The organism is Bradyrhizobium sp. SZCCHNRI20481, from assembly GCF_032485055.1.
Taxonomy (GTDB): Bacteria; Pseudomonadota; Alphaproteobacteria; order Rhizobiales; family Xanthobacteraceae; genus Bradyrhizobium.
Genome location: NZ_JAUEUE010000001.1, coordinates 492,513 through 506,788, shown reverse-complemented (window position 1 = coordinate 506,788; position 14,276 = coordinate 492,513). Strand labels below are relative to the sequence as shown.

Sequence of the window (14,276 nt, the reverse complement as noted above, 5' to 3'; positions counted from 1 at the left end):
GAGCGCCTATAACCCGTCAAACCGTCGCGCAGGGAAGGCCGGATATTGGGCTGAACCTGTGGTTCTGCCGCGTGCTTTTTTGCTGCACGCGGACCGCGGGTATCAGTCGATACCCGGTCTTCCCTGCGCCTCTTCTTCAAAGGAGAGGTCGAACGAATGCAAAGCTCGGGCGCATGCGGCCGCGAGATCCCCGAGCCATGCCTGCTGTTTGAAACGTGGAGAAAGCTTTTGTCGTACGATGTCCCACGCCGCGTCATCTGCAAGTCCGTCTCAATCCCAGCTTCCGGATAAGCGAGCGACTATTTGCGTCGAGATGTGTCGTTCTGAAATAAACGATGCGCTGGTTTGCAATCTTTGAAGTTCCATTTCATTGACCGCATAGCGCCTCGCGCCGATATTCCCCGTCATCATCGCTCAACCACGGATCGCCAGATGAGAACCCGAACCGCAGCCGATCGCCTGGTGCGCAAGCGCCTTGCCGGCCGCTGTTTCTCTGCGGCGACCGGGGCCTGTTGCTGATCGCCGCAGCCGACTTCAACGCCTTCACCCATCTGCAGATCAGACAGGAGCGCCGCACGCAGGCGGCGAACGATCGGTCATGTTCAAAGCCTATGTCATCGAGGTTCTCAACCGCACCGCCGGCATCGTCACGGCCGACGAGCGCGGCTTCAGCTTCTTCTCATCCGAACGCGCATTCGACAGCCTGGAGGGACAGCACTTTGCCTCCGCGCGCGAGGCCGAACGCGCGGCCCGTGCGCTCGTCGCGGCCGGCGGAGGACGCCTGCGCCGCGCGGTCATCTGATCTCCCACATCGCAACTTTCGAGAAAGATAAGTCATGAGCTTCTACAGGGACTTCAACGACAAGCTCGCCATCCAGGCCTGGAATGGCGCCCGGCGCGAACCGTATCGCACGATCGAGGTGCGGCAGCTCAGTCCGACGGTCGGCGCCGAGATCGGCGGCGTCGATCTCACCAAGGATCTGCCGGACGAGCAGTTCGCGGAAATCCACCGCGCGCTCGATGAGAATCTTGCGATCGTGTTCCGCGATCAGGAGATCTCGAAAGACGACCACAAGCGCTTTGCGCGCCGCTTCGGCAAGTCGCTGCACCGGCACGAGCTGGCCGCGACCCGCTTCCGGCACGACGGGCCGTTCGATCCGGAATTCCTGTCGTGGAAGACCGATGCGAATTCGCGCTTCACCGCCGGTGACGGCTGGCATCCGGACGTGTCCTGCGATCCCAGCCCGATTGCGGTCTCGCTGCTTCGTGTGACCAAGACGCCGCCGCTCGGCGGCGACACGGCCTTCGCCAACATGTATCTCGCCTATGAATTCCTGTCGGATCCGATCAAGCAGCTGCTGGATGGCCTCACGGCCATCCATGATGGATCATTGGCCTGGACCGCCGGCTATGGCGCCAAGCCCGATCCCGGCAAGACCTATCCGCTATCGGAGCATCCGGTGGTCGTGACTCATCCGCGTACCGGCCGCAAGTTCCTGTACGTCAATGCGTCCTTTACCTCGCACATCGTGCAGCTAACCCGGCGCGAGAGCGATGCGCTGCTGCAGCTCCTGTTCCGTCACATCGAAGGCCAGCTTGCACTGCAGACGCGGGTGCAGTGGCGGCCGAACTCGCTGCTGGTTTGGGACAATTGGGCGAGCCAGCATCATGCGGTGTGGGACTACTATCCCGAAGAGCGCTGGGGCGAGCGTGTGTCGGTGGTGACCGGCGAGGTGCCGCGGGCGCGGCTTGGGCTCAGCGAGGCCGCGGAGTAGGGCGGTCGCGCTGCACAGGCGCGGGCCCGAACGGGCCTGCGCTCCCTGCGGTGTCAGTCCGGGCTGATATGAACCAAGAGAAGGCGGAAGATCGCCCCGCCGGCAAGCTCGTCGGCGCGGTCGCGATAGACGGCGGCTTCGTCGTCGGTTGCTCCGCGGAGCGCAAGCCGTTCGGCCTGGGCAGGACGCCTCAGCCGGCAGAAAGCGTCGATCGCGTGGAGCAATCGCGGTGACCGCACCAGACTCTGCGCCATGTCGTGATCATTCGCGGCGAACACGAAGGCCGGGCGCCGGCCAAGATCGATGGCGAAGACCTGCGGAGGTGCGGCCGACATGCGGTGGCGTCGGATCGTGTCTGTTCAGCGCGGGGCGCGTTGGTGCTCTGATGCTGAGTGTAGAAGGACGCCGCATGCCGTCAATAAAATGGGTCGCGCGATTTTCAGGTTGATCGAGCAAGAATTTTTCTGCGCGGGCGGCGTGACCCGAATGCAAGGGACCCGATGGCGCCGAGTCTGGCTGCGGTGATGTCATGCCAGCCATGTCCTGGCGCAGGACGCGACACACAGAAGAAAACTTCGGTCTAGCACTGTGTTCGACGAGCAATTCCTTGCTACGCCGGGCCGCAGCGAAAGCAGGAGCGTTGCTATTTCGGGCGCCGGCTTGTTCTGACCGCCGGCGCAGATCAAGCTACATGCAATCGCATGAAACTGCCCGGAGACATCCATGAGCCTGGTCGAGAGAAAGATCGAAGCGTTGCCCTTCGTTCTCGCCGAGCTGAACTATCTGGCGCCCACCGCGGGCAAGCCGCGCACCTATGCGTTCGACCCGCCGCCGGGCGAGCCGAGATCGACCGCGCTGCCGGAGCCCCGTCAGGTGCCGGTGTTCAACGGCCGCCCGATCGCGCAATCATTCTCGCTCGACGGCGAGGGCTTTGCGCTGGTGCGTCACCCCACATTCGTGCGTGACTTCACCAACGAGAAGGAAATACGTAGCATCTATTATCCGGCGGCGGAGGCCTTCATTCGTGCGACCTTGCGCGCCGATCGCGTCGTGATCTTCGACCACACCCTGCGCAAGCGTGTGGCCGGTGCTCCCGACGTCCGTGACGGCGGGCCGCGCCAGCCGGCGACGCGCGTTCATGTGGACCAGACCGCGACGTCGGGTGCCAACCGGGTGCGTGAGCATCTCGGCGCCGAAGCGGAGGACCTGCTGCGCGGGCGGGTTCAGGTGATCAACCTGTGGCGGCCAATCATCGGGCCGTTGCGCGACACGCCGCTGGCGATGTGCGACGGGACCACGGTCGCGCCGGATGATCTGATCGCGTCCGACCTGATCTATCCCAACCGCAACGGCGAGATCTACTCCGTCACGTACAATCCCGCTCATCGCTGGTTCTATTTCCCGGACATGACACCCGACGAGGCGCTGCTGCTGAAGTGCTACGATTCGGCGACCGACGGGCGTACGCGGTTCGGACCGCATACCGCGTTCGTCGACCCGACGACGCCGGCCGATGCGCCACCGCGCGAGAGCATCGAATTGCGGATGCTGGTGTTCCACTTCGATTGAACGTGAGCAGGAGGATGACGTTTCACGGACGGTGACGCCGCGAGATGCTTCGTCCAACTTGGGGGCATTTTCTGAAATTGCCTCTGGACTGATCGCAGGCGATGGTGAGTGCAATTCGAGTGCGCTGCAGCATCTGAAGCCAAGGTCAGTCCAAGGTCAGTCCATGAATGCCCACCCAACCCTGGGGATCGCCGAGCCGGTCGTGCCGGCCGGTCTCATCCCTTCGTCTCTCGTCGCCGAGCCGATGGTTCGCTTCGAGGGACTGTCGAAGATCTATCCCGCCTATCGCGACAAGCCGGATGTCGAGGCGCTCAAGGATATTGACTTCGCGATCGCGCGGGGCTCCATCACCGGCGTGATCGGACGGTCCGGCGCCGGCAAGTCGAGCCTCGTCAGGCTGATCAATGGGCTGGAGAAGCCGACGGCGGGACGGGTGGTCGTCGATGGACGCGACATCTCGGCTCTGCGCGGCCAGGCGCTCCGGCTGGCGCAGCGTTCGATCGGCATGATCTTCCAGCACTTCAACCTGCTGTCGTCGCGCACGGCCTCCGACAACATCGCACTCCCGCTCGAGATCGCCGGCTGGTCGAAGGCCGACATCAGGACGCGGGTCGCCGAGCTGCTGGAGCTGGTCGACATCGCCGACAAGCATGATCGCTACCCGGCGGAGTTGTCCGGCGGTCAGAAGCAGCGCATCGGCATTGCGCGCGCGCTGGCGACGCGGCCGAACGTGCTGCTGTCCGATGAGGCGACGTCGGCGCTCGATCCGCAGACGACGCGGGCGATTCTCGACCTGCTCGCCAACATCAATCGCGAGCTCGGCGTCACCATCATCCTGATCACCCACGAGATGTCCGTGGTCCGCCAGCTCGCCAAGGAAGTCGTCGTGATCGATGATGGGCGTGTCGTCGAGCGCGGCCATGTCGCCGACATCTTCACCCATCCGAAGCATCCGACCACGCAGACCTTCCTGGCCGAGGTGCTCGGCGATGCCGTGCCGGTGTCGCTGGCGAGCCGGCTCGTGCAGGAGCCTGTGCCGATCGGACAGACGGTGCTCCGCGTCCAGGTGCGCGGCTCGGATGCCGGCGACACGCTGGTGGCGCGGCTGGCACGCGAGCTGTCGATCGACGTCGCGCTGCTATCGGCGCGGATCGACGAGATCGGCGGCCAGCATGTCGGCTCGCTGATCCTGGGCATTCCCGGCGGCGAGGCGGCGGCGCGGCAGACGCTGTCCTATCTCTCACTGCATCACTTCGCAGCGGAGCGTCTCGGCTATGTCTCCTGAGCTCATCAACCTGATCATCCAGGCCACCGGCGAGAGCCTGTTCATGGTCTCGACCGCGGCGTTGGTCGCGACCTCGCTCGGGTTGCCGCTCGGCGTCTTCCTGGCGACGAGCCGCGCGGGGGAGTTGTTCGCAGCGCCCGCGGCCAACGCGATCCTTGGCATCGTCGTCAACGCCACGCGCTCGACGCCCTTCATCATCCTGGTCGTCGCCATCATCCCGTTCACGCGCCTCGTCGCCGGCACGTCGATCGGCTCGGGGGCTGCGATCGTGCCGCTGACGGTGGCGGCGACGCCGTTCATCGCGCGGCTGGTCGAGGCGGCGATCCGCGAGGTCGATGGCGGCCTGATCGAGACCGCGTCCTCGTTCGGCGCGACTCCGCTGCAGATCGTGTTCAAGGTGCTGATCCCGGAAGCCTTGCCGGGCCTCGTGCTGGCGTTGACGCTCGCCGTGGTCAGCCTGCTCGGCTATTCCGCGATGGTCGGCGCGGTCGGCGGCGGCGGTCTCGGCGACCTCGGCATTCGCTACGGCTATCAGCGCTTCATGCCGGAGATGATGCTGGCCGTGGTCGTCGTCCTGATCGCGCTGGTGCAGACGGTGCAGACCGTCGGTGATCATCTCGCGCGCAGGCTCAATCGGCGGCTGCGGCAGCGTTGAGCAGAGATTGTGTCGCGACGGCGCGGCGGAGACGTTTTCGGTCGACGTGAGATACGAGGTCTCGCCGGCATTTCCGGTGAGCCCTGATCTTTGAAAAGATCGTCTCGCGCCGTTCGTTCTACCATCAGCCTAACGAGTTGACCGCGCGATGGACGCGCGCGCTCGAGGCAAGAGGTGAACGGCCATGAATACGCTCGTCGAGAAACCCAGGAAGTTTGCGCTCGTCGAGCGCCAGCCCACCGCCACGTTCGCGGAGGAGCGGCTGCATCGCAAGCAGCGCCTCGCGGCGACCTTCCGCCTGTTTGCCCGCTACGGTTTCGATCAGGGCCTGGCGGGCCACGTCACCGTGCGCGATCCGGAATTCCCCGACCGGTTCTGGATCAATCCGCTGTCGGCGCATTTCAGCCAGATCAAGGTGTCCGACCTGCAACTCGTCGATCACGATGGCAACATCCTGATCGGCGACAGGCCGATCAACCAGGCCGGCTTCGTCATTCACTCCGCGATCCATGCGGCGCATCCGCATGTGATCGCCGCCGCGCATACGCATTCGACCTATGGCAAGGCGTGGTCCGCGCTCGGCCGACTGCTCGATCCCCTGACGCAGGATTCCTGCGCCTTCTACGGGGATCACGTGCTATTCGACCCGTTCACCGGCGTCGTGCTCGATGCCGATGAGGGCAGAAAGATCGCCCAGGCGTTGGGGACGAAGAAGGCCGCGATTCTGCAAAATCACGGCCTGCTGACGGTCGGCCCGACCATCGAGGCGACTGCATGGTGGTACATCGCGATGGACAACGCCGCGCGCACCCAGTTGCTGGCCGAAGCTGCCGGTGTGACCAAGCCGATCCCGCATGAGATCGCCAAGCTGACGACGGGGCAGGTCGGGACCCACAAGGGCGGCTATTTCAGCTTCCAGCCGCTGTGGGACTGGATCACGGCGCAGGAGCCGGATCTTTTCAACTGAGCGAGCGCCCGTAGCCCGCATCAGCGTCAGCGACATTCGGGCTCTTCTCCACGCCTCGTGTGACCCCGGATGTCGCTTCGCTCATCCGGGCTACAGGTTGAGAGAATGAATCGATCAGAATGGCAGAGAAGAAAGAACATTTGCACGCAATGATCAGCCGCGAGAGCGCGTCCATTGCTTTGTTCGCACCTGCGATTGCGGCCCGGCTGTTGCGGCGCTAGTGAGCAACGAAACTTGGTTGTTTCGTTGGAGACTTGAATGCGCCTTCCCATTGTTGCCATTGCCGCCCTTGTGTCGTTGATCCTTCCCGCACAAGCGGAAGCCATCCGCGTCGGCGTGACCGCCGGGCCGCATGCCGAAATCATCGACGTCGTGAAGAAGGTCGCTGCCGAGCGCGGGCTCGACATCAAGGTCGTCGAGTTCACCGACTACGTGATTCCAAACCAGGCGCTGGCGTTGAAGGATCTCGAGGCGAACTCGTTCCAGCACGAGCCCTATCTGAAGAACCAGATCTCCAAGACCGGATGGAAGATCGTCAAGGTCGCGACCACCATCGCCTCGCCGCAGGGCGTGTATTCGCAGAAATACAAGACGCTGGCCGAGCTTCCGGAAGGCGCCAAGGTCGCGATCGCCAATGATCCGTCGAACGGCGCGCGCGGGTTGATGATCCTTGCGCTGCACGGTGTCATCAAGCTGAAGGATCCGAGCAATGTCGCCTCGACAGTGGTCGACATCACCGACAATCCGAAGAAGCTGAAATTCGTCGAGCTCGACGCGGCGCAGCTGCCGCGCGCGCTGGCCGACGTCGACCTCGTCTCGATCAACAACAACTACGCAGTTCAGGCCGGGCTCAATCCCGCCAAGGATGCCATCGCGCGTGAAAGTGCCGAGGGGCCCTGGGTCAACATCCTCGCGGTGCGCGAGGAGGACAAGGACAAGCCCTGGGTCAAGCAGCTGATCGAGGCCTACCACTCCGAGCCGGTCAAGGCGTTCCTGGAGACGCGCTTCAAGGGCACCTACATCGCGACCTGGTGATCGGCAACCGCCGCCAACGCCGGCGCATCGCGCGGCGACCCGACGATCGGGCGGGCCTGCAATAGCCGGTCCGCCAGATCGGCGCACTGGCTTCGGATGTCCGGGATCGCGATGATCTCCCAGAAGGCGGCGCGAGTCAGCGGGCCGATCGCGAACAGGCGCTGTGACGGCGTGCCATCGGCACCGACGATGGCGCAATCCGCCGTGACCTCGATGCCGATCCGCAGCGGATCGCAACGCGCCAGCCCCTGATCGAACAGGCTGCGGACCGCAGGATTGGCGGTGGCGCGGGGGTCCCTGACGATCCCCGTGCAGTCGATCACGGCACCGACCTCGAGCGTCTCGATCTCGCTGCGGCCACGCCGGCGATAATGCGCGCGGGCGCCTTGCGTCCCACCGTCGATCTTGACGAGCTTGGCGGCGGCGACCCGAAGCTGGCCGTCCGCGATCGCCTGCGCGATGCGCTTCTCCACCTCGGGCGCCATGCGGTGCCGATGCACATCCCACCATGCCCGCGCATGCTCCAGGAAGCTGCGCTTGGACGCCAGCGGCAAGTCCTGCCACAGCCGATGGCTGAACGGCCTGACGGCGTCGATGACGCCGCGCCAGTCGCCACCCTCGGCGATGTGGGCGGCGATCCGCTGCCGGAACCAGCGCAGCAGAACGCTGCCGCGCGCACCGAACGGAACCTCATCCTCGCTGATCTTGCAGGGAGTGATACGCCGATGTCCCTTGGCCATCAGGCCGCGGCGCGAGATCGCGAGGATCGGGCCGCGATGGCCCTCGCGCAGCAGCGACAGCACGTAGTCCGCCATAGTCAGGCCGGCGCCGAGAATGAGCACCGCCGAATCGCGGCTGAAGCCGGGAATGGACGGCGAGATCCAGGGATCGGCATGCCAGGCCGAGCGCGGGATGGCCGCGTCATGCCCGGTCGCGAACACCGCGACGTCGCCAACCTGCCGCGTCCCATCCGCCAAACTCACGGTCACGGTGTGAGCGCCCTCGCTCACCGCGATGCATTCGCCGCGGATGATGCTGAGACGCCGGGCGCCGTCCTCGGTCTCCAGGAACGGCGTGATCAGGCTGGCGATGTAGTCGCCATAAAGGCGGCGAGGCACGAAGCAGAACGGATCGGGACAAAGCCGCAGGCCATGCTCGTGCGTCGACAGCCAGCGCCAGAAATGGTCGGGATCATCGGGCAGCGCACTCATGTTGGCAGCGCGCACGTTGAGCAGGTGATCAGCATTGCCGGTGTGATAGGCCAGCCCGCGACCGACCTCCGAACGCCTCTCGATCAAGGTGACCCGGATAGCGGACTTCGGGCGTTGCAGCAGCTGATGGGCCAGAAGGACGCCGGATGCGCCGCCGCCGACGATGATCACGTGTCGTTCTGGAAAACGGCTCATGCAAAGATGCCTTTTCTCTCGCGCGCGGACGATGTGCTACGTTTGTAGTCTAGCACGTAAAACGTCGGCCGGATTCGGAAAGACGAATATTCTACTTGTTGGCGCGTTCCGACCGATGGTGTTCCAAGAACATACAGATTGTTGTCGCAAGCGTGTCGTCATGAGCGACGCTGCGATAGAATTATTATTTGCAGCCGGCTGGCGCGCCGGGTGGTGATGGAAGCCTGGAATACCCGATCGAAATCTTCTCCGATCATGGATCGCGGCGAGAACAGAGCGTTTGAAAATCGCGCAACTCTGAAATTGCCAGCGACGCCGCACTGGATGACCATGACGGCGCACGTGCGTCGTTGGCGCACGGCTGCGGAGTTCGGAACATGGTTGCGCAGGCCACACCGGCAGAACGAACGGGAGCGCGCGCCTTGCGGATGACACATCCGGTGTCGCCGTGACTGCTTCAGGGCCAGATCCACTATCGCTCACCGCCGACGTGCTCGTCATCGGCGGCGGCATGGCCGGTGCCTGGGCTGCGGTCTCGGCCGCGCGCGCCGGTGCGCGGGTGATCCTCGTCGACAAGGGCTATTGCGGCACCAGCGGCGTCACGGCCGCGGCCGGCCCCGGTCACTGGTGGGTGCCGCCGCAGGCGCGCGAGCAGGCCGTCAGCCAGCGTGTCATCGCGGGTCTCGGTCTCGGCGAAGCCGCATGGATGCATGGGATCATCGCGGAGACTTGGCGGACATTGCCAACGCTCGCGAGCCACTACGCGTTCGGCATCGACGATGACGGGCAGACCAACTATCGCGCGGTTCGCGGTCCCGAATACATGCGGGCGCTGCGTGCCTTTGCGCGTGATCATGGCGTCACGATCCTTGACCATTCGCCAGTGCTGGAACTGCTGGCGCGCAGTGACGGCACGATCGGCGGTGCACGAGGCCTTCGCCGTCAGGATGGGGCGCGGCCTTACCAGATCGCCGCAGGTGCGACTGTGCTCGCTGCCGGCGGCACCAGCTTCCTGTCGCATCTCTTGGGATCGCGCACCAATACCGGCGATGGCTATCTGCTGGCGGCGGAAGCCGGCGCCGATCTCTCAGGGATGGAATTCACCGCGGCCTACACGATCGCGCCGGCGCATTCGACGATGACGCGCAGCATGGCCTATGCGTTCGCGACTTATTACGACGCCGACGGGCGCGAACTCGATCTGCCGTTCGGGCCGCAGCAGACGATCGGGTTGGCCAAGGCTATGCTTGCTGGACCGGTGTTCTGCTCGCTCCATCTTCTGCCCGACGACATCAAGGCCCGGCTGCGCACGATCTCGCCGAACGTGCCGCTGGTGTTCGATCGCTGGGGCATCGATCCCTGGCGCGATCGCTTCGAGGTCACGCTGCACAATGACGGCACGATCCGTGGTCTCGGCGGCGTCAGGGTCGACGATCTCGACGGGCGTACTGCCGTGCCGGGGCTGTACGTCGCCGGCGACAACGCCTCGCGCGAGAAGGTTGCGGGCGCGATCTCCGGCGGCGGCAACATCAATTCGGCCTGGGCGCTGTCGTCCGGCGTGCGCGCAGGGCAGGCGGCCGCGCGGCTGGCGCGCAACATCGGGGCGAAAGCCTCGCCATTGGTTCCGCTCGGACAGGCCGGCCTGCGGCCGGGGGTACGGAGCAGAGCGGGCGATCTCGACGCGATCAGGGCCGGCGTCCGCGCCGAGATGCATCCATTCGACAAGAACCTGTTCCGCAAGGAGTCGATGCTCGCCGCATCGCAGCGCTCGCTAGACGGGCTCTGGCGCGAGATCGCCGACCATGCGGGCGGCGATCCGCTGCGGTCGCGCGAGACGGCGGCGCTGGTCGCAACGGCGCGCTGGTCGGTCGCGACCGCGCGACAGCGGACCGAAAGCAGGGGGATGCATCGCAGGCTCGATCATCCCGGCGTCGATCCGGACCTCGCAGTGCGCCTGGTGAGCCGCGGCCTCGATCGCGTCGACATCGCAACCGACACGCGCCGTGTGCCGGCAGCTCCAATCGCCCTGGAAGCCGCGTCATGATCGAGCTCATCGTTGCCGATCGCTGCACGGACTGTGGCGCCTGCGTCGAGGTGTGCCCGACCAACGTGCTCGACCGCGCGTCGTCGGGGCCGCCGCTGCTGGCGCGGGTCGAGGATTGCCAGACCTGCTTCATGTGCGAGCTCTATTGCCGCGCGGATGCGATCTACGTCGCACCCGATTGCGACCGCCGCGTCACGATTACGCCGGACGAGGCGGTGGCCTCGGGACGCCTCGGTCAATATCGCAAGCATTCCGGCTGGGACGAATGGGCCCGGCAGTTTCCTAACGAGCAATGGCTGATGGAAACGGTGTTTCGCCGCGCCGGCGAAACCGTGCGTGCAGCCGCCGCAGACGACAGGAGGACGGCATGACCATCATCACCCACCGGCCAGGAGCCCTTGTCGGCCTCGACGGCTTTCCGGGACCGGCCGAGCGGCCGGACAGCCCGTTGTCGCAAGCGCTGCAGCAGCCGCTGCTGCTCGGCCTGTTCCTGCCGATCCAGGCCGGCGGCTGGAGCGCGTCGACCTTGCTGCGGACGACGTCCTGGCATTTCGACTACAACCGCGACCTGGTGCTGGCTGCGGAGAATCTCGGCTTCGACCTGGTGTTCGCGCTGTCGCAATGGCTGCCCAAGGGCGGCTATGGCGGCGTCTTCACCGGCGAGGCGCTCGACTCGTTTATGACCACGGCGGCGCTGACCAGCGTGACCCGGCGCATCATCCTGGTCTCGACCATCCACGTGCTCTACGGTCCCTTGCATCCGCTGCATCTCGCCAAATATGGCGCCACGCTCGATCACATCTCCAACGGGCGCTGGGGCATCAATGTCGTGACCGGCCATCGCGCCGCCGAGCACGAGGCGTTCGGCTGGAGCCGGATCGATCACGACCGCCGCTACGAACTCGCCGCCGAGTTTCTTGAAGTGCTGCAGCGGCTGTGGGGCGAGAGCGAGAACTATTCGTTCTCCGGCCAGTCGTCCTGGAAGCTCAACGGCGCCTTCGTGACGCCGAAGCCGCGCTATGGCCGGCCGGTGCTGGTCAACGCCACCGGCTCGGATGCCGGCATCGCCTTCGCCGCGCGCTATTCCGACATCGTCTTCATCACCAGCCCGGCAGGCTCCAGCTTCGAGAGCGCTATTCCGGTGCTGCCGGCGCATACGGCCAGGGTCAAGCAGGCGGCGCGCGAGATCGGCCGTGAGGTGCGGACGCTGCTCAATCCGATGGTGATCTGCCGCGAGACCGAGCGCGAGACCTGGACCTATCACGATGCCATCGTCGCCCATGCCGATCCGGTCGGCGACTTCCACCGGCTCGACAGCGACGCCCATGCTTGGCGCGGCCGTGTCGGCGTCGATGCGCCCAAGCGCCGGGCGATCGGCGGCAACATCGAAGTGATCGGCACGCCCGAGCAGGTGGTCGAGCAGTTCGTCCAGCTCAAGAAGGCCGGCGTCGATGGCCTGCAGCTGTCGTTCTACGATTTCAAGCCCGACCTCGACTTCTTCGGCCGCCGCGTGCTGCCGCTGATGGAGCAGGCGGGCTTGCGTAAACCCGTGATTGAGACAGTGGCTCATCCTGCTGCTGCGGAGGCCGCCGAGTAGCCGTGAGCGCCGACCGACGCGGGCGATATGGGGATTGCCGTCGTCCGCGAGGTCGGCTTTGCTGCGGATCGAAGTGCGAGCTGGACGAGATGGCTGCTGGCGCGAAAAGCGCACGGCATGACGTGAGGGACTGGAATGACGATTGTTGAAACGAGGACATCGCGCGCGGTGGAAGACGACGTCACGGCGGCGCTGCGCAAGCGTTATGGCGCGCATATCCCTGCGGTCGCCGCCGGCGCCGAGGACATCCTCGGCCAGTTGCTGGCGCATCGCTCGATCCGCAGCTATCGGCCTGATCCGGTGCCGCCGCACACGGTGGAGACGCTGGTGGCCGCCGCGCAGTCGGCCGCGTCGTCCTCTAACCTGCAGACCTGGAGCGTCGTCGCGGTCGAGGATCCCGCGCGCAAGCAGCGGCTGTCGGAGTTCGCCGGCAACCAGAAGCACATCCGCGAGGCGCCGTTGTTCCTGGTCTGGCTTGCCGACCTGTCGCGGGCCGAACGGCTGGCACGGCGCGAAGGGCGCTCCGACGACGGCATCCATTTCCTGGAAACGCTGTTCGTTGCGGTCATCGATGCCGCGCTCGCAGCCCAGAACGCCGTGGTGGCGCTGGAGGCGCTCGGGCTCGGCTCGGTCTATATCGGCGCGATCCGCAACCGCCCGCAGGCGGTGGCCGAGGAGCTCGGCCTGCCGCCGAACGTGCTTGCCGTGTTCGGCCTCTGCGTCGGCTATGCCGATCGGGCCGCCGGCGAGGACGTCAAGCCGCGGCTGCGCCAGAGCGTGATCCTGCATCGCGAGCGCTATGCGCCGACGGACGAGATCCACGGCATCGCCGCCTATGACGAGACGCTGCGCGACTTCCAGACCAGCCAGGGCATCGCTGCAGTCGGCTGGCGAGAAGCCGTGCTGAACCGACTGGGCTCGGCGAAGGCGCTCAACGGCCGCGACAAGCTGACCGAGGCGCTGCGCGCGCTCGGCTTCGGATTGAAGTAGAGCTGGCGTCGACCGAGATCAGCGGCGGCCCGTGACGAGCGCGGGCCGCCGCCGTTGGTCACTTCATGTAATCGGGCAGCGTGAAGCCGTCATAGAAGCGATCGGCGAGGATCGCGGCCTTGAAGCCTGGCGACTTGTAGCCCGCTACGATGTCCTTCGCCCAGGCGGTGTCGGCGTTGTCGCGCTTGACCGCGACCACGTTGATGTAGGGCGTCGTCATCTTTTCCAGCGCGAAGGCGTTGGTCAGCTTCAGGCCGCTGAAGATCGCGAAATTGCCCTGGACGGCGGCGAAGTCGACGTCGTCGAGCGCGCGCGGCGCCTGCGCGGCCTCCAGCGGGACGATCTTGATGCCGCCGGGATTCTTGATGACGTCGAGCTCAGTGACGTCGACCGGCTTGGAGTCGCGGATCTCGATCAGGCCGAGATCGCGCAGGATCCACAGCGCGCGCTGCAGGTTGACCGGATCGTTCGGCACCGCGATCTTGGCGCCGGCGCCGATCTTGGTGCCGAGCGGGTGCTTCTTGGAATAGATCCCCATCGGCGGCGTCGGCACGTGCACGATGCCGGTGAGATCGGTCTTCTGCCGCTCATTGTAGGAGTTCAGGAACACCGTGTGCTGCATGACATTGGCGTCGATCTCGCTCTTGAACACGGCATTGTTGGCCTCAAGCCCGGTCGAGAACTCGACATAGCGGATCTGATAGCCCTTCTTTGCAAGCTCGGGCGCCACGCCGATCTTGAATTCGTCGATATAGGGGCCGGGCACGAAGCCGACCTTGAGCTCCTTCTTCTCGGCCGACTGCGCCGACGCGCTGGTGACGGTGAACAGGGAGAGCGTCGAGGCGGCGAGCAGGCGGAGGACTTGCGATCGTGTCAATGCAGGCATGGGACTTCCAAAGCTTCGACAAACGAAGAGCGGCGCGGATGCCTTGCAAGGCGTCCGCGCCGCTCGG

General features: G+C 65.5%; 14 protein-coding genes. 11 read left to right on the top strand and 3 right to left on the bottom strand.

The window, feature by feature from the left end; all coding sequences use genetic code 11:
* Positions 1 to 598 precede the first annotated feature (598 nt).
* Both QX132_RS02500 and QX132_RS02495 read left to right on the top strand, forming a co-directional pair.
* Positions 599 to 802 (top strand): hypothetical protein, encoded by a 204-nt coding sequence (locus QX132_RS02500; RefSeq protein WP_316159993.1) that lies wholly within the window; start codon positions 599 to 601, stop codon positions 800 to 802.
* A 34-nt stretch (positions 803 to 836) separates the two neighbouring features.
* Complete coding sequence (locus QX132_RS02495; protein ID WP_316159992.1) at positions 837 to 1,775, top strand: TauD/TfdA family dioxygenase; 939 nt, start codon at positions 837 to 839, stop codon at positions 1,773 to 1,775.
* 53 nt (positions 1,776 to 1,828) lie between these two features.
* Here QX132_RS02495 and QX132_RS02490 read toward each other — a convergent pair whose 3' ends face one another.
* Positions 1,829 to 2,110: a hypothetical protein gene (locus tag QX132_RS02490; RefSeq protein WP_316159991.1), complete on the bottom strand. Its 282-nt coding sequence runs from the start codon at positions 2,108 to 2,110 to the stop codon at positions 1,829 to 1,831.
* A gap of 388 nt (positions 2,111 to 2,498) precedes the next feature.
* Here QX132_RS02490 and QX132_RS02485 point away from each other — a divergent pair, with 388 nt between their 5' ends.
* The 5 genes from QX132_RS02485 to QX132_RS02465 all read left to right on the top strand — a co-directional run bounded on the left by QX132_RS02485 (position 2,499) and on the right by QX132_RS02465 (position 7,286).
* The gene (locus tag QX132_RS02485; protein ID WP_316159990.1) at positions 2,499 to 3,344 is read left to right on the top strand and encodes a CmcJ/NvfI family oxidoreductase; all 846 of its coding nucleotides are present in this window, start codon (positions 2,499 to 2,501) and stop codon (positions 3,342 to 3,344) included.
* A gap of 163 nt (positions 3,345 to 3,507) precedes the next feature.
* Positions 3,508 to 4,629: a methionine ABC transporter ATP-binding protein gene (locus QX132_RS02480; RefSeq protein WP_315799071.1), complete on the top strand. Its 1,122-nt coding sequence runs from the start codon at positions 3,508 to 3,510 to the stop codon at positions 4,627 to 4,629.
* Complete coding sequence (locus QX132_RS02475) at positions 4,619 to 5,284, top strand: methionine ABC transporter permease (protein ID WP_315799072.1); 666 nt, start codon at positions 4,619 to 4,621, stop codon at positions 5,282 to 5,284. The genes QX132_RS02480 and QX132_RS02475 overlap by 11 nt, the downstream gene beginning before the upstream one ends.
* 184 nt (positions 5,285 to 5,468) lie before the next feature.
* On the top strand, positions 5,469 to 6,251 hold the full coding sequence (locus tag QX132_RS02470; protein WP_316159989.1) for a class II aldolase/adducin family protein: 783 nt from the start codon (positions 5,469 to 5,471) through the stop codon (positions 6,249 to 6,251).
* A gap of 258 nt (positions 6,252 to 6,509) precedes the next feature.
* Positions 6,510 to 7,286, top strand: a complete 777-nt coding sequence (locus QX132_RS02465; protein WP_316159988.1) for a MetQ/NlpA family ABC transporter substrate-binding protein — start codon at positions 6,510 to 6,512, stop codon at positions 7,284 to 7,286.
* Here QX132_RS02465 and QX132_RS02460 read toward each other — a convergent pair.
* Positions 7,268 to 8,692 (bottom strand): FAD/NAD(P)-binding protein, encoded by a 1,425-nt coding sequence (locus QX132_RS02460; protein ID WP_316159987.1) that lies wholly within the window; start codon positions 8,690 to 8,692, stop codon positions 7,268 to 7,270. The genes QX132_RS02465 and QX132_RS02460 overlap by 19 nt on opposite strands.
* Positions 8,693 to 9,140: 448 nt before the next feature.
* Between QX132_RS02460 and QX132_RS02455 the strand changes: the two genes are divergently transcribed.
* From QX132_RS02455 to QX132_RS02440, 4 genes are all read left to right on the top strand, one after another.
* On the top strand, positions 9,141 to 10,736 hold the full coding sequence (locus QX132_RS02455; RefSeq protein ID WP_316159986.1) for an FAD-binding protein: 1,596 nt from the start codon (positions 9,141 to 9,143) through the stop codon (positions 10,734 to 10,736).
* Entirely contained in the window at positions 10,733 to 11,107 is a 375-nt protein-coding gene (locus QX132_RS02450) for a ferredoxin family protein (protein WP_316159985.1), read from the top strand. Before QX132_RS02455 ends, QX132_RS02450 begins: the two co-directional genes overlap by 4 nt.
* Entirely contained in the window at positions 11,104 to 12,333 is a 1,230-nt protein-coding gene (locus QX132_RS02445; protein WP_316159984.1) for an LLM class flavin-dependent oxidoreductase, read from the top strand. Before QX132_RS02450 ends, QX132_RS02445 begins: the two co-directional genes overlap by 4 nt.
* A 135-nt stretch (positions 12,334 to 12,468) precedes the next feature.
* Positions 12,469 to 13,323: an NADPH-dependent oxidoreductase gene (locus QX132_RS02440; RefSeq protein ID WP_316159983.1), complete on the top strand. Its 855-nt coding sequence runs from the start codon at positions 12,469 to 12,471 to the stop codon at positions 13,321 to 13,323.
* Positions 13,324 to 13,381: 58 nt separating this feature from the next.
* Here the strand turns inward: QX132_RS02440 and QX132_RS02435 are convergent, their stop codons facing one another.
* The gene (locus QX132_RS02435) at positions 13,382 to 14,209 is read right to left on the bottom strand and encodes a MetQ/NlpA family ABC transporter substrate-binding protein (protein WP_315777391.1); all 828 of its coding nucleotides are present in this window, start codon (positions 14,207 to 14,209) and stop codon (positions 13,382 to 13,384) included.
* Positions 14,210 to 14,276: the final 67 nt, after the last annotated feature.

Bases quoted from the DNA above. Each gene is read 5' to 3' on its own strand.
- QX132_RS02500 (WP_316159993.1), top strand. From the start codon at position 599: ATGTTCAAAGCCTATGTCATCGAGGTTCTCAACCGCACCGCCGGCATC.
- QX132_RS02495 (WP_316159992.1), top strand. From the start codon at position 837: ATGAGCTTCTACAGGGACTTCAACGACAAGCTCGCCATCCAGGCCTGG.
- QX132_RS02490 (WP_316159991.1), bottom strand. From the start codon at position 2,110: ATGTCGGCCGCACCTCCGCAGGTCTTCGCCATCGATCTTGGCCGGCGC.
- QX132_RS02485 (WP_316159990.1), top strand. From the start codon at position 2,499: ATGAGCCTGGTCGAGAGAAAGATCGAAGCGTTGCCCTTCGTTCTCGCC.
- QX132_RS02480 (WP_315799071.1), top strand. From the start codon at position 3,508: ATGAATGCCCACCCAACCCTGGGGATCGCCGAGCCGGTCGTGCCGGCC.
- QX132_RS02475 (WP_315799072.1), top strand. From the start codon at position 4,619: ATGTCTCCTGAGCTCATCAACCTGATCATCCAGGCCACCGGCGAGAGC.
- QX132_RS02470 (WP_316159989.1), top strand. From the start codon at position 5,469: ATGAATACGCTCGTCGAGAAACCCAGGAAGTTTGCGCTCGTCGAGCGC.
- QX132_RS02465 (WP_316159988.1), top strand. From the start codon at position 6,510: ATGCGCCTTCCCATTGTTGCCATTGCCGCCCTTGTGTCGTTGATCCTT.
- QX132_RS02460 (WP_316159987.1), bottom strand. From the start codon at position 8,692: ATGAGCCGTTTTCCAGAACGACACGTGATCATCGTCGGCGGCGGCGCA.
- QX132_RS02450 (WP_316159985.1), top strand. From the start codon at position 10,733: ATGATCGAGCTCATCGTTGCCGATCGCTGCACGGACTGTGGCGCCTGC.
- QX132_RS02445 (WP_316159984.1), top strand. From the start codon at position 11,104: ATGACCATCATCACCCACCGGCCAGGAGCCCTTGTCGGCCTCGACGGC.
- QX132_RS02440 (WP_316159983.1), top strand. From the start codon at position 12,469: ATGACGATTGTTGAAACGAGGACATCGCGCGCGGTGGAAGACGACGTC.
- QX132_RS02435 (WP_315777391.1), bottom strand. From the start codon at position 14,209: ATGCCTGCATTGACACGATCGCAAGTCCTCCGCCTGCTCGCCGCCTCG.